Annotated in this window: 20 protein-coding genes; 15 read left to right on the top strand and 5 right to left on the bottom strand. The window is 63.3% G+C overall.

Going from position 1 to position 23,476, the window contains the following annotated elements; all coding sequences use genetic code 11:
* The first annotated feature begins 71 nt into the window (after positions 1-71).
* From BN1188_RS06760 to BN1188_RS06745, 4 genes are all read left to right on the top strand, one after another.
* Positions 72-1,067 carry an aldo/keto reductase gene (locus tag BN1188_RS06760; protein ID WP_040260680.1) on the top strand — a complete coding sequence of 332 codons (996 nt, stop codon included), beginning with the start codon at positions 72-74 and terminating at the stop codon, positions 1,065-1,067.
* A 547-nt stretch (positions 1,068-1,614) separates the two neighbouring features.
* Positions 1,615-2,256 (top strand): glycosyltransferase family 8 protein, encoded by a 642-nt coding sequence (locus BN1188_RS06755; protein WP_040260679.1) that lies wholly within the window; start codon positions 1,615-1,617, stop codon positions 2,254-2,256.
* Positions 2,241-2,534 (top strand): glycosyltransferase family 8 C-terminal domain-containing protein, encoded by a 294-nt coding sequence (locus tag BN1188_RS06750; RefSeq protein WP_148485243.1) that lies wholly within the window; start codon positions 2,241-2,243, stop codon positions 2,532-2,534. Before BN1188_RS06755 ends, BN1188_RS06750 begins: the two co-directional genes overlap by 16 nt.
* Complete coding sequence (locus BN1188_RS06745; RefSeq protein WP_052469187.1) at positions 2,527-3,456, top strand: glycosyltransferase family 2 protein; 930 nt, start codon at positions 2,527-2,529, stop codon at positions 3,454-3,456. Before BN1188_RS06750 ends, BN1188_RS06745 begins: the two co-directional genes overlap by 8 nt.
* Positions 3,457-3,528: 72 nt before the next feature.
* On the opposite strand, the gene paaX is transcribed toward BN1188_RS06745, so the two are convergent.
* Together paaX and paaY are read right to left on the bottom strand one after the other, a co-directional pair.
* On the bottom strand, positions 3,529-4,455 hold the full coding sequence (gene paaX, locus BN1188_RS06740; protein ID WP_040260677.1) for a phenylacetic acid degradation operon negative regulatory protein PaaX: 927 nt from the start codon (positions 4,453-4,455) through the stop codon (positions 3,529-3,531).
* An 80-nt stretch (positions 4,456-4,535) separates the two neighbouring features.
* Positions 4,536-5,135, bottom strand: a complete 600-nt coding sequence (gene paaY, locus BN1188_RS06735) for a phenylacetic acid degradation protein PaaY (RefSeq protein ID WP_040260676.1) — start codon at positions 5,133-5,135, stop codon at positions 4,536-4,538.
* 271 nt (positions 5,136-5,406) lie between these two features.
* Here paaY and paaF point away from each other — a divergent pair, with 271 nt between their 5' ends.
* From paaF to paaZ, 10 genes are all read left to right on the top strand, one after another.
* Positions 5,407-6,180, top strand: coding sequence for a 2,3-dehydroadipyl-CoA hydratase PaaF (gene paaF, locus BN1188_RS06730; RefSeq protein ID WP_040260675.1), 774 nt, complete (start codon positions 5,407-5,409; stop codon positions 6,178-6,180).
* 15 nt (positions 6,181-6,195) lie between these two features.
* The gene (paaG, locus tag BN1188_RS06725) at positions 6,196-6,987 is read left to right on the top strand and encodes a 2-(1,2-epoxy-1,2-dihydrophenyl)acetyl-CoA isomerase PaaG (protein WP_040260674.1); all 792 of its coding nucleotides are present in this window, start codon (positions 6,196-6,198) and stop codon (positions 6,985-6,987) included.
* Position 6,988: 1 nt separating this feature from the next.
* Complete coding sequence (gene paaH, locus BN1188_RS06720) at positions 6,989-8,524, top strand: 3-hydroxyacyl-CoA dehydrogenase PaaH (protein WP_040260673.1); 1,536 nt, start codon at positions 6,989-6,991, stop codon at positions 8,522-8,524.
* Between the two features lie 52 nt (positions 8,525-8,576).
* On the top strand, positions 8,577-9,896 hold the full coding sequence (paaK, locus tag BN1188_RS06715; protein WP_040260672.1) for a phenylacetate--CoA ligase PaaK: 1,320 nt from the start codon (positions 8,577-8,579) through the stop codon (positions 9,894-9,896).
* A gap of 90 nt (positions 9,897-9,986) precedes the next feature.
* Positions 9,987-10,976 (top strand): 1,2-phenylacetyl-CoA epoxidase subunit PaaA, encoded by a 990-nt coding sequence (paaA, locus tag BN1188_RS06710; RefSeq protein WP_040260671.1) that lies wholly within the window; start codon positions 9,987-9,989, stop codon positions 10,974-10,976.
* A gap of 16 nt (positions 10,977-10,992) precedes the next feature.
* Entirely contained in the window at positions 10,993-11,274 is a 282-nt protein-coding gene (gene paaB, locus BN1188_RS06705; protein WP_040260670.1) for a 1,2-phenylacetyl-CoA epoxidase subunit PaaB, read from the top strand.
* A gap of 7 nt (positions 11,275-11,281) precedes the next feature.
* Positions 11,282-12,043, top strand: a complete 762-nt coding sequence (gene paaC, locus BN1188_RS06700) for a 1,2-phenylacetyl-CoA epoxidase subunit PaaC (protein ID WP_040260669.1) — start codon at positions 11,282-11,284, stop codon at positions 12,041-12,043.
* Positions 12,030-12,563 carry a 1,2-phenylacetyl-CoA epoxidase subunit PaaD gene (gene paaD, locus BN1188_RS06695; RefSeq protein ID WP_040260668.1) on the top strand — a complete coding sequence of 178 codons (534 nt, stop codon included), beginning with the start codon at positions 12,030-12,032 and terminating at the stop codon, positions 12,561-12,563. Before paaC ends, paaD begins: the two co-directional genes overlap by 14 nt.
* A gap of 25 nt (positions 12,564-12,588) precedes the next feature.
* Positions 12,589-13,668 (top strand): 1,2-phenylacetyl-CoA epoxidase subunit PaaE, encoded by a 1,080-nt coding sequence (gene paaE / locus BN1188_RS06690; protein WP_040260667.1) that lies wholly within the window; start codon positions 12,589-12,591, stop codon positions 13,666-13,668.
* 23 nt (positions 13,669-13,691) lie between these two features.
* Positions 13,692-15,758 (top strand): phenylacetic acid degradation bifunctional protein PaaZ, encoded by a 2,067-nt coding sequence (gene paaZ, locus BN1188_RS06685; protein ID WP_040260666.1) that lies wholly within the window; start codon positions 13,692-13,694, stop codon positions 15,756-15,758.
* Between the two features lie 36 nt (positions 15,759-15,794).
* On the opposite strand, the gene BN1188_RS06680 is transcribed toward paaZ, so the two are convergent.
* From BN1188_RS06680 to BN1188_RS06670, 3 genes are all read right to left on the bottom strand, one after another.
* A complete protein-coding gene (locus tag BN1188_RS06680; RefSeq protein ID WP_040260665.1) occupies positions 15,795-16,544 on the bottom strand; it encodes an amidohydrolase family protein in 750 nt (249 codons plus the stop codon).
* Positions 16,545-16,550: 6 nt separating this feature from the next.
* On the bottom strand, positions 16,551-16,898 hold the full coding sequence (locus BN1188_RS06675; protein ID WP_040260664.1) for a hypothetical protein: 348 nt from the start codon (positions 16,896-16,898) through the stop codon (positions 16,551-16,553).
* 65 nt (positions 16,899-16,963) lie between these two features.
* Entirely contained in the window at positions 16,964-17,980 is a 1,017-nt protein-coding gene (locus BN1188_RS06670; protein ID WP_052469186.1) for a GlxA family transcriptional regulator, read from the bottom strand.
* 494 nt (positions 17,981-18,474) lie between these two features.
* Here BN1188_RS06670 and BN1188_RS06665 point away from each other — a divergent pair, with 494 nt between their 5' ends.
* Positions 18,475-23,331, top strand: a complete 4,857-nt coding sequence (locus BN1188_RS06665) for an NAD-glutamate dehydrogenase (RefSeq protein ID WP_040260663.1) — start codon at positions 18,475-18,477, stop codon at positions 23,329-23,331.
* Positions 23,332-23,476: the final 145 nt, after the last annotated feature.

Raw genomic sequence — 23,476 nt, 5'->3', positions numbered from 1 at the left:
TCGGGTCAAGACAGCTCGCGTCCAGGAGCTTCGGGCGCTACCCTCAGGACTCGACTTGAACGGGAGCGGTTATGACATTCACCAAGCTAGGTTCCACCGGGCTGGACATCTCGCGGCTTTGCCTGGGCTGCATGACTTTTGGCGAGCCGGGGGCCGGCACTCATTCCTGGACCCTGGGCGAGGCAGATAGCCGCCCCATCATCCGCCATGCAGTGGAGCAGGGGATCAATTTCTTCGATACCGCCAACAGCTATTCGGCGGGAACCTCGGAATCGATCCTCGGCAAGGTCTTGAAGGAATTCACTCACCGCGACGAAATCGTGGTGGCTACCAAGGTATTCTTTTCCCCGAGCATGCTCGGTGGCTCGAACCGGCCGAACGAGCAAGGGCTTTCGCGCAAAGCCATCATGGCGAACATCGACGCCAGCCTGACACGTCTCGGGATGGACTATGTGGATCTGTACCAGATTCATCGCTGGGACTACCACACGCCTATCGAGGAAACCATGGAGGCGCTCTACGATGTGGTAAAGGCTGGCAAGGCCAGGTATCTGGGCGCCTCTTCCATGTACGCCTGGCAGTTCGCCAAGGCCCAGCAGGTGGCCAAGGAAAACGGCTGGTCCCGCTTTGTGTCCATGCAGAACCACCTGAACCTGTTGTACCGGGAAGAAGAGCGCGAAATGATTCCGCTGTGCCTGGACCAGGGCGTAGGGCTGATGCCGTGGAGCCCGCTGGCGCGCGGTCGGCTCACCCGGCCGGCGGGCCAGGAAACCGAGCGTACTCGTACCGACCTTTCCGGTCAGTCATTCTACAAGGCCAGCGAGGCCCTGGACGTGCCGGTGATCGACGCCGTGGAGCAGATTGCCAGGGAGCGAGGCGTTCCCATGGCCCAGGTCGCTTTGGCCTGGGTACTGGGCAAGCAAGGCGTATCGGCACCGATCGTGGGAGCTTCCCGGGCAAGCCAGCTGGACGACGCCATCGCGGCGTTGAACCTGGAGCTGACCGCCGAGGAGCAACGACGGCTGGAGGCGCGGTACGTGCCTCATGCAGTAAGTGGCTTTAGCTGACTTCAGTGGGCGAAGTAAACAGCGGCAGGAAGCCGCTTCCAACCTGTCGGTGCCAACCTGGGCTGTAGGCAGGCGACAAGGTGAAGCGTTCTGTAAAATAAATTGTAACTTCTTTAAGGTTGGAGGATTTATCTGCCCTGGGGTAAGTTTTGCGGGCTCTCCTGATTTAACGGCTTCTTGATTGAAGCAGGGTGGGCAGGTGTAAGGAGTATTCAAATAAGGTTAACTTCGTAGAGTAATGGCTTTTATCATCTCGTCTCGGGCAAGCGTAGATAATTCTGAAAATCTTCGCAGAGACGGCCGCTGCGGTAGCGTCCCAAGCCAGATGCAATAGCATCCGCGCGCATGCTGGAGCGCTATGGCAGAGCCGTCCAGGGCTGCTCGACCGTGGACGTACCAGGTGTCTGTCTGCTCACTTGGGCTCGAAGGCCACCACTTGAATCAAACAAGCAGTCGTTGCGTGCTCCAGTTCAATTCATCGTCTCTCTCCAAATCCCTCAGGTTCGCGACCCATAGACTAACGGAGGCGCAAACTTCAGAGTCGCAGGTGCATCACCTTGTATTCGGCATCGATGCCAATTACTTCGAGCATGCCTGGGTCACGCTAACGACAGTACTGCGCAACCAGCCAAAGGGCCAATGTCACTTTCACTTCATTACGGCAGACGACCTCAAAGGAAAATTCTCACGTCTGGAAGGGTTCATGGCGTCCCTGGACTGCGCTATCAGTTTGCACGAAGTCGAATTGAAGGCGCTCAAGCAGTTGCCCGCGTCTCATGTCTTTCCTGTCTCGATCTATCTTCGGCTTCTCGCGCCCTATGTGCTTCATGGCGAGGCCCAGGCGCTTTACCTGGATGCCGACGTGGTGTGCCTAAAGCCCTTGTCCGCTCTGTGGAGCACCTTCGACGGCAAGGATGCCTTGCTTGCCGCGGTCGAAGACAAGCCCCTGGCGGTCGCCGAGCGCGTCCAAGCGCTGAATCTGCAGGCCGGGCGATACTTCAATTCAGGCGTATTGCTCATGCCTTTGGCGCGTTGGCGCGAGCAGCGGGTTACTGAAAAAGTACTGACCTGTATCGGCACGCACCACCACCAGCTCAAGTACCCGGATCAGGACGCGCTCAACATTGTACTGGAGGGCGCTGTTCACTACCTCGCACCGGCTTTCAACACCCAATGCCAGCTGGTGTAAGCCAGGCGCTAGTTCCCCAGGACACCGTGCTGCTCCATTACACCGGCGTGGACAAGCCATGGCAGGTCTGGAGCGATCAGCCTCAGGCCTGTCATTACCGTGCCGCCCGGGCACTGCTGCCCTGGGGCAGCGAGCCTTACGAGCCGCCCCGGCGGCTGAGGCAATTCAAGTCCATGTCCCGCTACTGCGCCCGCCACGGTAAGCGGGTCGCCAGTTGTTTCTGGCTTGCGAAGTACCGTATCTACCGCCTGTACAACAAGGTCTTTTCCAATGAATGACGCCTTCCCGTCGTCTGCCGCGCGGGTATCCGTGGTGATGCCCTGCTACAACACCGCTTCCTATGTCGAGGCGGCGTTGAAGTCCGTATACGAGCAGACCCACCCGCCGTATGAGGTCATAGTGGTGGACGACGGCTCTACAGATGAGACCTTCCAGGTGCTGGAAACGTTACAGCGCCGGTGGGGCTTCACCTTGCTTCAGCAAGCGAATCAGGGTGTCAGCGCAGCGCTCAATCTCGGATTAAGCGTGGCGAGGGGCGACTATGTCATCACCCCGGATTCGGATGACGTATTGCTGCCGGAGGCCATTGCGGTGCGCTCGACCTATCTAGATCAGCACCCTGGGGTGGGATTGGTAGGCGGGAAAGTGATCTACACCAATGCCCAGGGTGCTGAAATCAAACGAGAGGCATGCCAGGGCATCGAAACCTATCGATTCTGCGATGTGATGGCTCAGGCCCTGGCCGTGGGCGCGCCGGTAGCGATGTACCGCATGGCGGCGCTGCGCGCAGTGGACTTCTACGACCCGGCCATTCGCATCCAGGACTTCCAGATCACCCTGCGCCTGGCTCACGCCGGCTACGGCATCGCCTGCTTGCCCGCGTACATCACCCGTTACCGCCGACATTCGGCGAGTCTGTCGCGCAAGTATCGCCAGCAGCTGGACCACGATCTGGCGGCCATCGAGCCCTATCGGGACCATCCTCAGTGGCCCGCTGCGCGCATGGCCGTCATCAACAAGGCCCTCAAGTATGGCGTTCGCCAGGACCCGCAAATGAGCTGGCAACTGTTGCGTGGGGTGCCATTGCGCCAATGGAACCGCGTGACCGTCAAGCGGGCCAAGGGGTTGATCAACGGTGCGCTCAAGCGTGGTATCCATCGCGGCCTGGGCGGAAAAGGAGACAGCCAGGGTCAAGCCTGACGAGTGAAGCCAGAAGACGCTTGGCGCTGATCTGGCGAAGGTAACCACGTCAGCGCGCCTATCCGGTGGCCACTAGTCGGCCAAGCCTCCGAACCGGCGGAAAAAACTCTCCATCGGCCCAGGGACCGGGCCATCCGCGGTTTCCAGGGCTTGGCTCAACCATTGTTCGGCGCCTGGGCAGAGCACGCGGTACAGGTTGCGGCACAGCTGCCGCGCCGCCCGACCTTCCCAGCCGCTGGGCAGCAGCGCCTCCGGCAATTCAGGGTCGCGCAGCACGAGCTTGCGATACTCATGGATGAGCAAGAGCCTTGCTAGGAAGCACTCCTGGGGTGACAGTTCGACCGCTTCCCTGATGGCCGCCCAAAGCGGCCGGAACAGGCTCAGGAATTCCTCATAGTGCTGGCCCAGGGCATCGAGGTTCCAGCTTTCCCGTACCTGCACGCGAAGTGCCTTGGCCGCCAGGGTGTCGAGGGCTTCGGTACGGAATACGATGGCTTCGTCTTCCACGCCTTGCTCGCGCAAGGTGGCCAGAAGGTCCGTGCGTTCGGCGCGCGGACTGGCCATGACGCCCTGGGCCAGCAGGCCATAACCCTGCCACTCCAGCTCCTCGCGTACCTGCCTGCGTTTTTCCGGAGTCGCCCTGGGCAGCATCACCAGATGCCAGCTGCCGTCCCAGGCAGGCGACCCAGCGCTATAGACCTTGCGAAAGGCCGTTTCGAAACGGCGACGGCCGACGCCGGTCAGGCTGTAGTAACTGCGCCTCCCGACCTTCTCGGCGGTCAGCCACTGCTCCTTGGCGAGGCGGAATACCGAGGTGCGCACCAGGCGTTCATTGATCCCCATTGGCTCCAGCAAGGCGGCCAGGCTGCCCAGCCATGCGGTGCCGCCATGGGGCTCGATGGCGTCACCGTACAAGGTGATGATCAGGGAGCTGGCGCGCAGTGGCGTCTGTTGCGCGAATCGCTGCATCAAGGCAGTGAGTGGGGCGAAAGTGCTCATGCTGTTCCTGAGGCCTACCGGGGGCCGCACTATAACAGCTGGCGCCTCGGCCGATGCCAACCCGGTATCGAACCGGTCGCTCATGCGCTGCCCTCAGGCTTGGGGCGAAAACCGCTATCCCCCGGGCGCGGCCGCTCGGCCTCGACTGCGGTCAAGGGTTCGCAGGGCACCAGGCTGGCCAGGCAGCGGCGGGCCAGCGCCTGGTATTCCTCGGTACCGCGCGCTTTCCAGGCCAGCTCCCCGTCGCCCAGCGAGCGCTTGACCACCGCTGGCGCGCCCATGATCAAGCTTTGCGGCGCGCATTCGAATCCCGCTTTCACGAAGGCTGTGGCCGCCACGATGCAGCGCTCCGCTATCCGAGCGTTGTCCATCACCACCGCATTCATGCCCACCAGGCTATCGGCTCCGATGCGGCATCCATGGAGCACCGCGCCATGGCCTACATGGCCGTTGCGTTCCACCACGGTGTCGCTGTCGGGAAAGCCATGCATCACGCAGGTGTCCTGTAGGTTCGCGCCTTCCTCCAGCACGATCCGTCCAAAGTCGCCGCGCAGGGAGGCCAAGGGGCCCACATAGCAGCCAGGACCGATGATCACGTCGCCGATCAGTACGGCGGTTGGGTGGACGTAGGCGGTGGGATCAACCACCGGCCGCAGGCCATCGAGGCTATAGCAAGGCATTGGACGCTCCTGGTAGGGATAGGTGTCTTATAGACCGATTTATGGCCAATAAGAAAGAATTTTGTATCGGTTCTTGGGGGCCGGTTCTTGGCTAAAAACTCCGGGTCTCCCGGAGACGGTGATATCTGATAATCGATCAATAGATACAAATAAATAAATTTATATTGAAATTCCGTATCACGTCTGGCAACGTTGATCGCAATCGGGGCCGCGGTAACGCTCCGGCATAATTCCAATGACGGGCCCAAGCCGCCCGAAGCCAGGAGGTCCCATGCCTCACCCACTGCTGGTCGATAATCCACGCCCCGGTGTCCGCCTGCTTACGCTGCACCGGCCAGAAGCCCTGAATGCGCTGGATGACGCCCTGTTGAAGGCATTGGCCGATGCCATGGAAGAGGCAGCCAGGGATCCTGAGGTCCGTGTCTTGGTCATCGCTGGTTCGGCCCGTGCCTTCGCGGCAGGCGCTGACATTCACGAAATGGCCGGGCGGGACATGCTAGGCATGCTCGAGGACCCTCGCGTCGGCCATTGGCAGCGCATCGCGAGCTGCCCCAAGCCTCTGATTGCCGCGGTCAACGGCCTGGCCCTCGGTGCCGGTTGCGAGTTGGCCATGCACGCCGATGTCATCATCGCCGGGCATAGCGCCCGCTTCGGGCAGCCGGAAATCAACCTGGGCATCATCCCAGGCGCCGGTGGCACTCAACGCCTGATGCGGGTAGTGGGCAAATCCCTGGCCATGCAAATGGTGCTTACCGGCCAGCCTATCGATGCTCGTCAGGCCCTGGCCGCGGGGCTGGTCAGCGAGATCACCCAGGCAGAGCTGACTGTCGAGCGTGCCCTGGAGATGGCCCGGACCATCGCCGCCAAGGCCCCGGTTGCAGTTCGCCTGGCCAAGGAAGCCCTGCTCAAGGCCATGGACATGGACCTGGCCAGTGGCCTTCGCTTTGAACGCCAGGCCTTTGCCTTGCTGGCCGGCACCGTCGACCGTACAGAAGGCATCCGCGCCTTCCAGGAAAAACGCCCGGCTGTCTTCAACGGCCGCTGATAAGGACGTCACGCCATGACTTACCAGCATATCCTGTTCAGTATCGAGGGCGGGGTCGCCCACCTGAGCTTGAACCGTCCCGACCAGCTCAACAGCTTCAATAGTCGCATGCAGGACGAGGTGCTCGATGCCCTGGCCCGGCTGCGCCGAGACAGCAGCCTACGCGTTCTACTCCTGACCGCCGAAGGCCGTGGCTTCTGCGCGGGCCAGGACCTGGCCGAGCGCGCGGTCGCGCCCGACGCCGAGGTGCCTGATCTGGGAGCTTCCATCGAGCGCTTCTACAACCCTCTGGCGCGTACGCTCACCGAACTGCCCGTGCCTGTGATATGTGCCGTCAACGGCGTAGCAGCCGGAGCGGGCGCCAATATTCCCCTGGCCTGCGATCTGGTCCTGGCGGGGCGTTCAGCCAGTTTCATCCAGGCGTTCTGCAAGATTGGCCTGATCCCCGATTCGGGCGGTACCTGGATGCTGCCTCGTTTGGTAGGCATGGCACGAGCGAAGGCTTTGACCTTGCTCGGTGAGCGCTTGAGCGCGGAAGACGCCCAAGGCCTGGGGCTGATCTACAAGGTCGTCGATGACCAGGTGCTGCGAGACGAAGCCATGGCCCTGGCCCGCCATCTGGCGACCCAGCCCACCCATGGTCTGGGCCTGATCAAGCGCGCCCTGCATGCCAGCCTGGACAACGACTTCCAGACACAGCTGAGCCTGGAAAGGGACCTGCAGCGACTGGCGGGGCGCAGCGAGGATTACCGAGAAGGCGTCAGCGCTTTCATGGCCAAGCGCACGCCCACCTTCAAGGGGTGCTGACATGACGTGGATCACGGAAGACATCTTAGTCGCGGTCGTAGGGGCAGGGGCCATGGGGGCTGGTATCGCCCAGGTCGCCGCCCAGGCGGGCCATCGGGTGCTACTGCATGACATGCGCCCGGAAGCTGCCAGCCAAGCCATCGCCAGCATTGCCGCACAGCTGGAGCGGCAAGTGGCGAAAGGGCGGCTCAGCGCCGAGGCGCAAAACCAGGCGTTGTCCCGCTTGCAGGCGGTAACCACGCTGGAGCAGGTAGCCGATGCCAGTCTGGTAATCGAAGCCATTGTCGAAGACCTGGCCGCCAAGCAGGGGTTGTTCACCGAGCTGGAGCGGATATGCAAGGCGGGTGCCGTCCTGGCCAGTAACACCTCTTCCATTTCGATCAGCGCCCTGGCCGCGCCCCTGCGGCACCCTGAGCGGGTCGCCGGGCTGCACTTCTTCAATCCGGCGCCGGTCATGGCGCTTGTCGAGGTAGTCTCTGGCCTGGCCACGGCGCCATGCGTGGCCGAGGCGCTTCATGCCATGGCTGCGCGCTGGGGCAAAAAACCCGTCCATGCCAGGTCCACGCCGGGTTTCATCGTGAACCGGGTTGCCCGGCCCTTCTATGCCGAAAGCCTGCGCCTGCTTCAGGAAGGGGCGGCCAGCTGCGTCACCCTCGACGCCTTGCTTCGGCAGGCGGGGGGCTTTCCCATGGGGCCTTGCGAGCTGATGGATTTCATCGGCCACGATGTCAACTACGCGGTGACTTGCTCGGTGTTCAGCGCCTTCTACGGCGACCCGCGGTTCCAACCGTCGATGTTGCAGAAAGAGCTGGTGGACGCCGGTCGCCTTGGGCGCAAGTCCGGCCAAGGCTTTTATGTCTATGGCGATGCGACAGAAGTGCCGGCGCCGGGGTGGGCGCAGGCGAGCGAGCCACAGGTCGAATGCGTGCTGGAGGGCCATCTGGGGCCGGCCCAACCGTTGGTGGCCCGTTTGCGTCAGCAGGGTGTGCAGATAGAGGAGCGCCCTGGGGCAGGGGTATTGCGCGTCGGCGAGGCGGCGCTGGTATTGGCCGATGGCCGCCTGGCCTGGGAGCGGGCCGAGGCTGAGGGGCTGGCCAACCTTGCAACCTTCGACCTGGCGCTTGACTACAGCAAGGCCGGCGCCTTGGGAATAAGTTTCGGCCCGATGAGCGAGCAGGGGCGCATGCAGATTATAGGCGTGCTGCAGCAGGCAGGCTTCGATGTGGCGGTGCTGGCTGATACGCCCGGGCTGGCCGTGCTGCGGACCATCGCGATGCTCATCAACGAAGCGGCGGATACGGTGCTCCAGGGGGTCGCCTCGGCCGCCGATATCGACACGGCCATGCGCGCTGGCGTCAATTACCCCCAGGGCCCACTGGCCTGGGCCGATGCCCTTGGGCTGCCGTTCGTGCTCAGGGTGCTGGAAAACCTGCAAAAGGCTTATGGCGAGAGCCGCTACCGGCCCTCGCTTCTGCTCAGGCGCCTGAGTGCGATGGGTGAGCGATTCCATACCGTACCTTCAATCCTGTGGGAATGACTCAGGCGGCCATTCAGCTCTCCGGTTACCAACAAGAACAACAGGGTAAGCCATGAACCTGTACCTCGATGCCAATCGCCCGCTGCTGGACCCTCTGGAAACCGCCAGCGTCGACGAACTGCGCGCCCATCAGCTCAGGCGCCTGCGCTGGTCCCTGCAACATGCCTACGACAATGTGGCCTTGTATCGTCAACGCTTCGCTGAGCGTGGCGTACTTCCCCAGGACTTGAAAAGCCTGGCGGACCTGGCGCTGTTCCCCTTTACCGTCAAAAGCGATTTAAGGGAGCACTATCCCTTCGGAATGTTCGCCGTGCCCCAGAGCGAGATCGTGCGCCTGCATGCCTCCAGCGGGACCACTGGCAAGCCAACGGTGGTGGGCTACACCCAGGCGGATATCGACAACTGGGCCAGCCTGGTTGCCCGGTCCATCCGCGCTGGCGGCGGGCGCAAGGGTGACAAGGTCCATGTCGCCTACGGCTACGGGCTGTTCACCGGCGGCCTGGGCGCTCATTACGGTGCCGAGCGATTGGGCTGCACGGTCATTCCCATGTCTGGCGGACAGACGGAAAAGCAGGTTCAGCTGATTCGTGACCTGCAACCAGACATCATCATGGTTACGCCGTCGTACATGCTCAACCTGGCCGATGAAATCGAACGCCAGGGCATCGACCCCCGTGGCCTGGCCCTGCGCCTTGGGATCTTCGGCGCTGAACCCTGGACCGATCAGCTGCGCCACGCCGTACAGGAACGGCTGGGCATAGTCGCCCTGGATATCTATGGACTCTCGGAGATCATGGGCCCCGGCGTGGCCATGGAGTGCCTGGAGACCCGGGACGGCCCGACGGTCTGGGAAGATCACTTCTACCCGGAGATCATCGATCCGATCAGCGGCGAGGTACTCCCGGACGGCCAATACGGCGAACTGGTGTTCACGTCCTTGAGCAAGGAAGCGCTGCCTATGGTGCGCTACCGCACGCGCGATCTCACCCGCTTGCTTCCTGGCACGGCGCGGCCCATGCGGCGCATCGACAAGATCACCGGGCGCAGCGACGACATGTTGATCGTGCGCGGGGTCAACGTCTTTCCAACTCAATTCGAAGAACTGGTGCTTAAAACGACACAGTTTTCGCCTCATTATGAGCTGCATTTGTACCGCAATGGTAACCTCGATCATCTGGACCTGCATGTGGAGTTGCGTCCGGACAACCTCCACCTGGACGGCGAGACCCAGCAGCGCCTTGCAATGGAGCTGGTGCGACAGGTCAAGAGCCATATCGGTATTTCAGTGAACGTGAAGGTGCTCATGCCCCATGCGCTCAAGCGATCCGAAGGTAAGGCCTGCCACGTGCATGACCGTCGCGAGCGCAGATGATAGGGGTGTAAAGTGATACATAAATGCTGTGTTTGATTAGCGATGATGTATCTTTTAATAATGGTTCACGCCATGAGCCTGGAGACTTCCATGTACGCACAACTGGTGGACACCGGCGTCAAGCGCCTGAAAAGCCTGGAAGAGATGGACCCGCAAGAGCGGGCTTTCCAGGAAAAGATCGATGCGGAAATCAAGATCGAAGCCAAGAACTGGATGCCGGAGGCCTATCGCCAGACGCTGATCCGGCAGATTTCCCAGCACGCGCATTCAGAGATCGTGGGCATGCTGCCTGAAGGCAACTGGATCGCCCGGGCGCCCACGCTCAAGCGCAAGCTGCAACTGATGGCCAAGGTTCAGGACGAAGCCGGCCATGGCCTGTACCTCTATAGCGCCATGGAAACCCTCGGTGCCGACCGCGACCAGGAGATTGCCAAGCTGCATGCCGGCAAGGCCAAGTATTCGAGCATCTTCAATTACCCCACTCTGACCTGGGCGGACATGGGCGCCATCGGCTGGCTGGTGGACGGCGCGGCCATCGTCAATCAGGTGGTATTGCAGCGCACCTCTTACGGCCCTTATGCCCGGGCAATGATCCGTATCTGCAAGGAAGAAAGCTTCCATCAGCGGCAGGGCTACGAATTGCTCCTGACCATGATGCGCGAAGGCACCGAGGCCCAGAAGGCCATGGTCCAGGACGCGATCGATCGCTTCTGGTGGCCTTCGCTGATGATGTTCGGGCCCAGCGATGCCGATTCACCCAACAGCGCTCAGTCCATGGCATGGAAGATCAAGCGGCAGAGCAACGACGAGCTGCGCCAGCGTTTCATCGACCAGACAGTGCCGCAACTGGAGTTGCTGGGCTGTACCGCGCCGGACCCGGAATTGAAGTGGAACGCCGAACGTGGCCATTACGATTTCGGGGAAATCCAGTGGGAGGAGTTCTACCAAGTGCTCAAGGGCAATGGCCCTTGCAATCGGGAACGGCTGGAGACCCGCCGCAATGCCTACGCGGAGGGCGCCTGGGTGCGTGAAGCCGCGGCGGCCCATGCCCGTAAACATCAAAACCAGACCGCAGCCTGAAGGCAGGGAGAACGACATGGCTGAGTGGACCCTTTTCGAGGTTTTCGTGCGTAGCAAGCACGGCCTGAATCACAAGCATGTTGGCAGCGTACATGCCGCCGATGCCCGCATGGCTTTGGAAAACGCCCGTGAGCTGTACACCCGTCGCAGTGAAGGGGTCAGCCTGTGGGTGGTGCCATCGGCGTTGATCACGGCGTCTTCGCCGGACGAAAAAGACCCGCTGTTCGACCCGGCGGACGACAAGATCTACCGGCATGCCAGCTTCTATGAGCTGCCGGCCGAAGTCGGCCATATGTGAGGGTGCCATGGAGAACCGTGAAGACCTTATCGAGTGGCTGCTTCACCTGGGCGACAGTGCCTTGATCCAGGGCCAGCGCCTCTGCGAATGGTGTGGCCATGCCCCTGCGCTGGAAGAGGAACTCGCGCTGATGAACGTAGGGCTGGACTTGGTCGGCCAGGCACGCAACTGGTACGCCTATGTCGCTGACCTTTCGGCCGAAGAGCTCACTCCTGACGACCTGGCGTTTCGTCGGGACGAGCGCGCGTTCCGTAACCTCCTGCTGGTCGAGCAGCCCAACGGCGATTACGGCGTGACCATGGCCAAGCAGTTCTTCTACGACGCCTGGCATCACACCGTGCTAGCCGCCTTGAGTGACAGCCAGGACGCCCGCATCGCCGGTATCGCCGCCAAGGCGCTCAAGGAGGTCACTTATCATCTGACCCGTTCCGGAGAGTGGATGGTCCGGCTCGGCGACGGTACCGAGGAAAGCCACCGGCGAATGCTTGCCGCGGTGGATCAACTCTGGCGCTTCACCTTCGAGCTGACCGAAGCGACGCCGACCGAGCTTCGCCTGGCCGAGGCGGGCGTCGTCGGCGACCCGGCCCGGCGCGCGGCAGCATGGCAGGCCCAGGTCGAGCGGGTAATGGCGCAGGCCACCTTGCCGTTGCCCGCGCCAGCGGTGCCCAACTTCCTGAGTGGCCAGCGCGGCCTGCACAGCGAACACCTTGGGCCGCTGTTGGCTCAGATGCAGTACCTGCAACGGGCCTATCCCGATGCGACCTGGTGAACTGATCGCCAGCGAGCACGGCGCCCGGGCTGGCGGCGCAACGGACCTGGTCCGCGCCTGGGCCGTGCTGGAAACGGTAATGGACCCCGAGGTCCCCGTAGTCAGCGTGGTGCAACTGGGTATTGTGCGTGACCTTGGCTGGGCTGACGGTCACCTGTGGGTGCTGCTCACCCCCACCTATTCCGGCTGCCCGGCCACCGAGGTGATCGAGCAAGACATTCGCCGCGCGCTGGAGACGGCTGGCTTTGTCGCACCGCGGCTGGAGCTGCGCCTGGCCCCGGCCTGGACCACCGACTGGATCAGCGAGTCCGGCCGCCAGGCCTTGCGCGCCTACGGCATCGCGCCGCCCGAAGGCAGTGCCAGCAAGCGCAGCCTCTTCGGCCAGGCGCCCGTCATCGCTTGCCCACACTGTGGCAGCTCGCACACCGAGCGTCTGAGCGAATTCGGTTCCACCGCCTGCAAGGCGCTCTACCGCTGCCTGGAATGCCGCGAACCCTTCGACTATTTCAAATGCCTCTGAACGGCCTCGCTAACGGAGAACAATAATGAGCCGATTCCACAGCCTGCGGATCCGTGAGGTACGTCCGGAAACCCGCGACGCCGTGTCCATTGCCTTCGAGATCCCCGATCATCTGGCTGGGCAGTTCCGCTTCAGCCATGGCCAGCACTTGGTCGTGCGCACGGAGTTGGCAGGCGAGGCGGTGCTGCGGTCCTATTCCATCTGCAGCGGCGTCAACGATGGCGAATTGCGGGTAGCGGTCAAGCGCGTCGCCGGCGGCCTGTTCTCGGCCTATGCCAACGAAGCCCTGCGCCCAGGGCACAGCCTTGAAGTGATGGCGCCGGCCGGGCAGTTCGGTCGCCCGCTGGATGCTTCACGGCATGGCCGTTACCTGGCGGTGGCGGCAGGTAGCGGCATCACCCCCATCCTGTCCATCGTCAAGTCTACCCTGGAGGGCGAGCCCCACAGTCAGATCACCCTGCTGTATGGCAATCGGTCCAGTGGCTCGGCCATGTTCAGGGACGCGCTGGAAGACCTGAAGAATCGTTACCTGGGCCGCCTGAACCTGATCTTCGTCTTCAGCCGTGAGCAGCAGGACATCGACCTGTACAACGGACGCATCGACGCCGATAAGTGCGGCCAGTTCTTTTCCCGCTGGCTGGATGTCCCCGGACTGGATGCGGCCTTCATCTGCGGGCCCCAGGCCATGACGGAAACCGTGCGCGACCAGCTACGCGTCCATGGCATGGCACCGGAGCGCATTCATTTCGAGCTCTTCGCTGCCCGAGGCGACGACAGCAAGCGCCAGGTACGTCAGGCCCGCTCTGTGGAAGCGGTGCCGGAGCTGTGCGACGTCACGGTTATCAGCGACGGTCGCGCCCAGGCCTTCGCCATGGCTCGCAACCAACAGAGCATTCTTGACGCCGGCAATGCCCAGGGCGCCGAACTGCCTTATTCCTGCCGGGCCGGGGTCTGTTCCACCTGCAAATGCAGAGTGATCGAAGGGGAGGTGGAGATGGATGCCAACTTCGCCCTCGAGGATTACGAAGTGGCCGCTGGCTATGTGCTGTCCTGCCAAAGCTACCCCTTATCGCCCAAGGTCGTACTTGACTTCGACCAGCTTTGATGACCCTTTTCAGGAGAACTGTCATGCCCGAAGCGCCCGTTCTGCAAAGCCTGATCGCCAACCGCTGGCAGGGTCAGCGCCCGGCCCAGGCGTTGCGCAGCGCACTGGATGGCCGGCCCGTTGCCTACGCCCACGAAGAGGTGCCTGACTTTGCCGAGGCGCTAAGGCATGCTCGGAGCCAAGGCGCTCAAGGCTTGCTCGCCCTGGACTTCCAGCAGCGCGCCGCCCGGCTCAAAGCCCTTGCGCTATACCTTAACGAGCACAAGGAACAGCTTTACCGGCTTTCCCGGCAGTCGGGCGCGACCCGGGCCGACAGCTGGGTGGATATCGAAGGCGGCACCGCGACCCTGTTCAGCTACGCCGGGCTCGGCGCTCGCGAGCTGCCCTCCGGCAACTTGCTCCATGAAGGTCCTGCCATGCCGCTGGGCAAGCAGAACCGTTTCGCCGGTACCCATATCCTGGTGCCGCGGGGCGGGGTGGCGGTGCACATCAACGCTTTCAACTTTCCCGTCTGGGGCATGCTGGAGAAGTTCGCCCCTACCTTCCTCGCGGGCATGCCCTGCATCATCAAGCCGGCCACGGCCACCAGCTATCTCACCGAGGCCGCGGTGCGCCTGATGCTGGCCTCCGGTGCCTTGCCGGACGGTTGCCTGCAACTGATCATCGGCAGCACGGGCGACCTGCTCGACCTGCTCGACGGCCAGGACCTGGTGACCTTCACTGGCTCGGCCGACACCGCGGCCAGGCTGCGGGTCAATCCGAACCTGGTGGCCAATGCCGTACCCTTCAATGCCGAAGCCGACTCGCTCAACTGCGCCATCCTCGCTCCGGATATCGGGCCGGACGATCCGGCTTTCGATCTCTTCGTCAAAGAGGTGGCCCGGGAAATGACGGCCAAGGCCGGGCAAAAATGTACCGCCATTCGTCGCGCCATCGTCCCGCAGCGACATCTGGAGGCGGTTGCCGAACGGTTGATCCAGCGCCTGGCCAAGGTGGTGATCGGCGATCCGGCCCTGGAGGGGGTGAAGATGGGAGCGCTGGCCTCCCATGCGCAGCAAGCGGATGTGCGTGCCCGGGTCGAGCAGCTACGCCAGAGCAGTGAATTGTTGTATGGCGATGGTCAGGGCTTCGAGCCGCTGGGGGAGGGCGTGGCGGAGGGCGCATTCTTCCAGCCGACCCTGTTGCGCAGCCACGACCCCCATGCCCCGGGCGGCGCCCATGACATCGAAGCGTTTGGCCCGGTGAGCACCCTTATGGGGTATCACGACCTGGACGAAGCCATCGCCCTGGCTGCCCGGGGCAAGGGTAGCCTGGTCGCCACCCTGGTGACCGAAAGCCTGGCCACGGCGGCGAAGGTGGTGCCAGCGGCAGCGCGGCTCCATGGGCGGCTGCACATCCTCGATACCGAAGCGGCCGAGGAATCCACCGGCCACGGTTCACCCCTGCCCATGCTCAAGCATGGCGGCCCGGGGCGGGCTGGCGGCGGCGAGGAGCTGGGCGGCCTGCGCGCCGTCAAGCACTACTTGCAGCGGGCCGCGGTGCAGGGCTCGCCCAGCATGCTCATGGCGGTGACGGGCGAGTATGTGCGGGGAGCGCAGGTACTCGAAACCGAGGTGCACCCGTTCCGCCGACACTTCGAAGACCTGACCGTGGGTGAATCCCTGTTGACCCATAGGCGCACGGTCACCGAGGCGGATATCGTCAATTTCGGATGCTTGTCAGGTGATCATTTCTACATGCATTTCGACGAACTAGCCGCTCGGGATTCCCAATTCGGCCAACGCATTGCCCATGGGTATTTCGTGCTGTCCGCGGCGGCGGGCCTGTTCGTTTCGCCGGGGCCGGGGCCGGTGTTGGCCAACTACGGCCTGGACGGGTTGCGGTTCATCGAGCCGGTGGCCATCGGCGACACCATTCAGGCCCGACTCACCTGCAAGCGCAAGATCGACCAGGGCAAGCGCAGCCCCAAGAGCGAGCCACAGGGAGTGGTGGCGTGGGACGTGGCGGTGAGCAACCAGCAGGGTAAGCTGGTGGCCAGCTACGACATCCTCACGCTGGTGCGCAAGCGCGAGGCACCAGCCGGCCAGTGACGGTCATAGCGCCTGGCCCAACCCTGGCCCCACGCATCAAGCCTGGCTTAGCCGATAGAAGCGCCGGGCGTTCTCCCAGAGAACCGCCCTGGCGCCCGCGTCGCCAAGGGTGTCGCCTATGAGCTGAAGGTCCGCCGCCTGGAAGGCCCGTGGCGCACGGGTGGAGGGCAGGTCTGTGCCGAACATCAGCGCCTCGGGGTTGGCGCGATATAGCTGGGCCAGCGCGGGACCGACCGGAAAATCAACGCGGCCGAAGCCGCAGGCCTTGACCTTCGCGCCCGCTTCCACCAACCGCAGCAAGGCCGGCAAGCCATCGCCGCTCAGCCCCAGGTGATCGATACTCAGGGCTGGCAACCTGATCAGCCGTGACGCCAAGTCTTCAAGGTCGCGGCTGTCCACGTACAGTTCCACATGCCAGCCGAAGCGTTCGTGAACCCGCGCGGCCATCTGTTCCAGATCATCGAGCGGCGCCGAGCCGCCGCGTCGCAGATTGAAGCGCAGCGCGCGAACGCCTTGGGCGTGTAGCGCGGCCAGGGCCTCGTCGCTGATCGAGGCAGGCACCTGGGTGACTCCTACGTAGCCCTCTCCAAGTTGCGCCAGAGCATCGACCAGGTAGGTTTGATCGAACCCTTGAAAGGACCCTGACACCACGGCACCGCCTCGGATACCCAAGGGCCGGGCCAGGGCCAGGTAGGCATGCGCATCGAAGGCCGGCGGCAGGTAGCCCTGGTTCGGAACCAGTGGAAAGCGCGGATCGATGATATGCAGGTGAGCATCGAAAATCATCGGGTTTTACTCCCTGACCAGGGTGCCTGTGCCGTCCAGGATCACTTCGAGCGCCGCCTGGGCTTCGTCCAGATCAGCCAGGGCATCGGCAAGGTTCACCCGGATCACCGCGGCGCTGAAAGGCGCTTCGGCATCCGCGGGCAGCTCTACCCAGAGACGCTCGGCGCCCAGGGTCACTTTAAGCCCGCGCACGCCTATGGCCTGTTCGTCCCAGACCAGTTCCACTTCGTCTTCGTCCGGGGCTCGAGACAGCAACAGCATTTCGCCTTCAGTGCCCTGGCAGCACAGCAGGGCCAGGTCGTCTTCTTCTTCGTCGCAAGGGTTGCCCATCAGCAGGGCCGCATTCATGTGCATTGGCTATCGTCACCGGGAAAAATGAGGCCGGTATTGTCGCATGTCGCTCCGTAGCCAGACAGGGCTCAAGCCTGGAGCGGCGTGAGGCTGCATGTCTTGCCAGGCGAAGCAGGTGAGAGAGAGGACGCAGAGCCGAAGCGCTGGCGATAATCCAGAGGGCTGACCCCGAGGCGCTTGCTGAACAGCCGGCGCAGGCTGTCGGCGCTTTCGACGCCACAGCGCCGGGCAATGTCGGCGATGCTCAGCTCGGTATTTTCAAGGAGGTCGCGCGCGGCGTCGATGCGCGCCTCGCTGACGAAGGCCATCGGCGTGGTGCCTAACTGCTTGCTAAACAGTCGGGTAAGGTTGCGCGGGCTCATGTGTACCCGGCTGGCGAGGCTGGCAAGGCTGTGCGGCGCGTCGAGATGGGCCAGGACATAGTCGCGCAGCGCCTGGACCTGCCCGTCCGCGGCCGGCCGGCGACTGACCAGTGGCTGGAACTGCCCCTGGGCGCCTGGGCGCTCCAGATACACGAGCAGGTATTTGGCCACCTTGCGGGCCACCGTTCGACCGAAATCTTCCTCGATCAACAACAAGGCCAGGTCGATGGAAGCGCTGGCCCCGGCGCTGGTGTAGAGCCTGCCGTCCTTGAAGCAGATGGCGTCCGGACGTAGCCGTGCCCTGGGATAGGCTGCGCGTAGCCTGGGCACATCGGCCCAATGGCTGGTCACCTGGCGCCGCTCGATCAGCCCTGCGCCGCCGAGGACAAAGACCCCGTTGCAGATGGCAGCCAATCGTCTCCAGCGGGCAACATGGCCGCCGAGCCAGTCTGTCAGGGTTCGGTCTTCGTACACGTCAAATACCCCGGCGCCGCCGGGCACGATCAGCGTATCGAGCGTAGGGCAGGGTTCGAAAATATGGTGGTCGGCGATGACCGCCAGGCCACAGGCAGAACGCAACGACAGCCGGGTCGTGGCGATGGTGACTATCTCGTAGGGATGTTCACCCTGCAGCTGAACCTGGCCGAAGGCGTTGCGCGGCCCGGCAATGTCGAGCAGCTGGAAACCGGGGTAAAGCAGAATGCCAATGACGATCTTGCGCATGGGATAAATCTCGCCGGGCGTGGCCGGTGCCGGTCTGCGGCGGGAACTGCGCGTGGATCACCGCCTGGAAGTGTCGCCTGAAGGCCTAGCAAGAATCACGCTAGACGAAGCGGAGTATGGCCAGCCCCGGTGAAAGGCCTGTGACAGTGCCGCGCCGGAGCTGCCGCTGCGGCGAACCGGATCAGGCTAATGTGCCAGCGAGGTGCGCCCTGGCCACGAAGCGCACCAGGCTGAAGCGATTATCCGGCCCCTAGAGGGTTGCGCCAGGTGCAACCTGAGCCTGACTGAATATGTCGCGCCAAGGCAAGATGCGCAGCGCCGAGTGTCGCTAAGCTGATGTGTCTGTCCAGGCGCTGCCTGCTGAACCCTTGCCGGCCCTGGCAAACGAAGCTTCATCACCCTCGCGGCTTGCGCCTGGAGTCATGGTCGACAAGCCAGGTGAGGGATACACGCTACGCTTCAATCAAATACAAAGCCCGAGCGGAGTACCACAGATGGCGTTTTTCACCGCGGCCAGCAAAGCCGACTTCCAGCATCAACTGCAGGCGGTCCTGGCCCAGCACGTTGACGAACATGCCCTGCCACAAGTAGCCCTGTTCGCCGATCAGTTCTTCGGCATCATTTCCCTGGACGAACTTACCCAGCGTCGGCTGTCCGACCTGGCCGGCTGCACCCTGTCGGCCTGGCGCCTGCTGCAGCGCTTCGAGCCGGCCGAGCCCCAGGTGCGGGTGTACAACCCGGACTACGAGCGGCACGGCTGGCAGTCGACCCATACGGTGGTGGAAGTGCTGCACCAGGACCTGCCGTTCCTGGTGGACTCGGTGCGTACCGAGCTCAATCGTCGTGGCTATAGCATCCATACGTTGCAGACCGCGGTGCTGAGCGTGCGTCGGGGTACGGCGGGCGAATTGCTGGAGGTGCTGCCCAAGAACAGCCAGGGCGAGGGCGTGGCCCAGGAATCCCTGATGTACCTGGAGATCAACCGCTGTGCCACTACCGCCGGCCTGGCGGGCCTGGCCAGTGCGCTGCTGGAGGTGCTTGGTGAGGTGCGCGCCGTCGTGGCCGACTTCGAACCCATGAAGTCGCGTGTCGCCGACATGCTGGCCCTGGTGGACACCAGCCCGTGGCCGGCCGATCCCGCCGAGAAGGCCGAAGTGAAAACCTTCCTCCAATGGCTGGTGGACAACCACTTCACCTTCCTTGGCTATGAAGAGTTCGTGGTCCAGGAAGATGCGCAGGGCGCGCACCTGGTCTACGACGATGCCTCCTTCCTGGGCCTGCCGCGCCTGCTGCGTGCCGGGCTGGGCGCCGACGACCTGCGGATCGAAGACTACGCCGTCAATTATCTGCGCGAGCCGGTACTGCTCTCGTTCGCCAAGGCCGCTCAGCCCAGTCGGGTCCATCGCCCCGGCTATCCCGACTATGTTTCCATCCGCCAGATCGACGCCAGCGGCAAGGTCGTCAAGGAGTGCCGCTTCATGGGCCTCTACACCTCCGCCGTCTACGGTACCAGCGTGCAGCAGATTCCCTACGTGCGCAGCAAGGTGGCGGAAGTCGAGCGTCGCTCGGGCTTCGACCTGCGCGCCCACCTGGGCAAGGAGCTGAGCCAGGTCATCGAGGTGCTGCCGCGTGACGATCTGTTCCAGACCCCGGTGGACGAACTGTTCAACACCGTGATGTCCATCGTGCAGATCCAGGAACGGGCCAAGATCCGCGTCTTCCTGCGCAAGGACCCCTACGGGCGCTTCTGCTACTGCCTGGCCTACGTGCCGCGTGACGTCTACTCCACCGAAGTGCGGCAGAAGATCCAGCAGGTACTGATGGATCGTCTCAAGGCCAGCGACTGCGAGTTCTGGACCTTCTTCTCCGAATCCGTGCTGGCACGGGTACAGTTGATTCTGCGGGTAGACCCGAAGAGCCGCCTGGACATCGATCCTCAGCAACTGGAACGCGAAGTGGTCCAGGCCTGCCGTTCCTGGCAGGACGACTATCACGCTCTGACCATCGAGAACTTCGGCGAAGCCCAGGGCACCAACCTGCTGGCCGAATTCCCCAAGGGCTTCCCCGCTGGCTATCGCGAACGCTTCGCCGCCCATTCGGCGGTGGTCGATATGCAGCACTTGCAGGCGCTTTCCGATGCCAGGCCGCTGGTAATGAGCTTCTACCAGCCATTGGCCCAGGGCGGCGAGCGGCAGTTGCATTGCAAGCTCTATCACGCCGACGTGCCCCTGGCGCTTTCCGATGTGCTGCCGATTCTCGAAAACCTGGGCCTGCGGGTGCTTGGGGAATTCCCCTACCAGTTGCGCAATCGCAACGGGCGGGCGTACTGGATTCACGACTTCGCCTTCACCTATGCCGAAGGGCTGGACCTGGACCTGCAGCAACTCAACGACACCCTGCAGGATGCGTTCGTGCATATCGTCAACGGCGAGGCCGAGAACGATGCGTTCAACCGCCTGGTGCTGACCGCCGGCCTGCCGTGGCGTGACGTAGCGCTGTTGCGCGCCTATGCCCGTTATCTCAAGCAGATCCGCCTGGGCTTCGACCTGGGCTATATCGCCGCCGCGCTGAACAACCACACCGAGATTGCCCGGGAACTGACCCGACTGTTCAAGACGCGCTTCTACCTGGCCCGCAAGCTGAGCGGCGACGACCTGGACGACAAGCAGTTGCGCCTGGAACAAGCCATCCTCAGCGCCCTGGATGACGTCCAGGTGCTCAACGAGGACCGCATCCTGCGTCGCTACCTGGACCTGATCAAGGCGACTCAGCGCACCAACTTCTACCAGCCGGACGCCAACGGCCAGCCCAAGCGCTACTTCAGCTTCAAGTTCAACCCGTCGCTGATCCCGGAGCTGCCCAAGCCGGTACCCAAGTTCGAGATCTTCGTCTATTCGCCACGGGTGGAGGGGGTGCACCTGCGCTTTGGCAATGTGGCCCGTGGTGGCCTGCGCTGGTCCGACCGCGAGGAAGACTACCGCACCGAAGTACTCGGCCTGGTGAAGGCCCAGCAGGTGAAGAACTCGGTCATCGTGCCCCTGGGCGCCAAGGGCGGTTTCATCCCGCGTCGCCTACCGCTCGGCGGCAGTCGCGACGAGGTGCAGAACGAGGCCATCGCCTGCTACCGCATCTTCATTTCCGGCCTGCTCGACATCACCGACAACCTCAAGGAAGGCGAGGTAGTGCCGCCAGCGAATGTGGTACGCCACGACGCGGACGATCCCTACCTGGTGGTGGCGGCCGACAAAGGCACCGCGACCTTCTCCGATATCGCCAATGGCATTGCCCTGAGCTACGGGTTCTGGCTGGGCGATGCGTTCGCTTCCGGCGGCTCGGCCGGCTATGACCACAAGGGCATGGGCATCACTGCCCGCGGCGCCTGGGTAGGCGTGCAGCGGCACTTCCGCGAACGTGGCATCAATGTGCAGAAGGACAGCATCACGGTCATCGGCATTGGTGACATGGCTGGCGACGTCTTCGGTAACGGCCTGCTGATGTCCGACACGCTGCAGCTGGTGGCCGCGTTCAACCACCTGCATATCTTCGTTGACCCGAACCCGGATCCAGCCGTGAGCTTCGCCGAGCGGCAGCGCCTGTTCAACCTGCCGCGCTCGGCCTGGACCGACTACGACAGCTCGCTGATCTCCGCCGGTGGCGGCATCTTCCAGCGTAGCGCCAAGAGCATCGCTATCAGCCCGGAAATGAAGGCGCGCTTTGACATCACGGCCGACCGTCTGACCCCGACCGAGCTGCTGAACGCGTTGCTCAAGGCTCCGGTGGACCTGCTCTGGAACGGTGGTATCGGCACCTACGTCAAATCCAGCGAAGAAAGCCACGCCGATGTGGGCGACAAGGCCAACGACGCCTTGCGCGTGAACGGCAACGAGCTTCGCTGCAAGGTCGTGGGCGAGGGCGGCAACCTGGGCATGACCCAGCTCGGTCGGGTGGAATTCGGGCTGCATGGCGGCGCCACCAACACCGACTTCATCGACAATGCCGGTGGCGTCGACTGCTCGGACCACGAGGTCAACATCAAGATCCTCATCAACGAGGCCGTGGCCGCCGGTGATCTGACCGAGAAGCAGCGCAACGAGCTTCTGGGCAGCATGACCGACGAAGTGGCCCAGCTGGTGCTGGGCAACAACTACAAGCAGACCCAGGCGCTTTCCATCGCTGCCCGCCGCGCCAACGATCGCCTGGCCGAATACAAGCGGCTGATGACCGACCTGGAAGGTCGCGGCAAGCTGGACCGGGCGATCGAGTTCCTGCCCAGCGAAGAACGTCTGGCCGAGCGCGCCTCCGCTCGCCAGGGGCTGACCCGTGCTGAGCTGTGCGTGCTGATTTCATACAGCAAGATCGACCTGAAGGAGACCCTGCTCAAGTCCAGCGTGCCGGACGACGACTACCTCACCCGGGACATGGAAACCGCCTTCCCGCCAAGCCTGGTGGCCAAGTACGGCCCGGCCATGCGCCGCCATCGCCTCAAGCGGGAAATCGTCAGCACCCAGATCGCCAACGACCTGGTCAATCACATGGGCATCACCTTCGTGCAGCGGCTGAAGGAGTCCACCGGCATGAGCGCCGCGGACGTGGCGGGTGCCTACGTTGTGGTGCGGGACATTTTCCATTTGCCGCACTGGTTCCGACAGATCGAGGCCCTGGATTACCAGGTGTCTGCGGACATTCAGCTCAGCCTGATGGAAGAGCTGATGCGCCTGGGGCGGCGCGCCACCCGCTGGTTCCTGCGTAACCGTCGCAATGACCAGGACGCGGGCCGCGATGTGGCACACTTCGGGCCACATATCACCGCCCTGGGGCTGAAGCTGAACGAGCTGCTGCAGGGGCCGACCCAGCGCTTGTGGGAAGCGCGTTACCAGACCTACGTCGAAGCCGGCGTGCCGGAATTGCTGGCGCGCATGGTGGCGGGTACCACCTACCTGTACAACCTGCTGCCCATCATCGAGGCATCGGACGTGACCGGGCAACCGGCCGCCAGCGTGGCCAAGGCGTTCTTCGCCAGCGGCAGCGCCCTTGACCTGAACTGGTACCTTCAGCAGATCAGCAGCCTGCCGGTGGAAAGCAACTGGCAAGCCCTCGCGCGGGAGGCCTTCCGCGATGACCTGGACCTGCAGCAACGGGCCATTACCATTTCCGTGTTGCAGATGCCCGACGCGCCGGAAGAGGTCGACGCCCGGGTGGCCTTGTGGCTCGAGCAGCATCGCGGCAGCGTTGAACGGTGGCGCGCCATCCTCGACGACCTGCGCGCCGCTACCACGACGGACTATGCCATGTACGCCGTGGCCAACCGGGAACTGGCGGACCTGGCGCTCAGTGGCAGCAAGCAGGCCTGAGGCGCGACCTGGCGTGCAAACCTTGGTGGAGCCGGCACAGCCGGCGACCACCCGGGCAGGTAAACGTCCCAACGCCCGTTGATAAAAAAACCCGCTGAGGCGGGTTTTTTTATTCGGTCAACTTAAGCTCATCGCTTCATTCGGG

Origin of the sequence: Pseudomonas massiliensis (genome assembly GCF_000826105.1) — a bacterium.
Classification (GTDB): Bacteria; Pseudomonadota; Gammaproteobacteria; order Pseudomonadales; family Pseudomonadaceae; genus Aquipseudomonas; species Aquipseudomonas massiliensis.
Note: the sequence above shows the minus strand (reverse complement) of the source record. Positions and strands in the feature narration are given on the sequence as shown.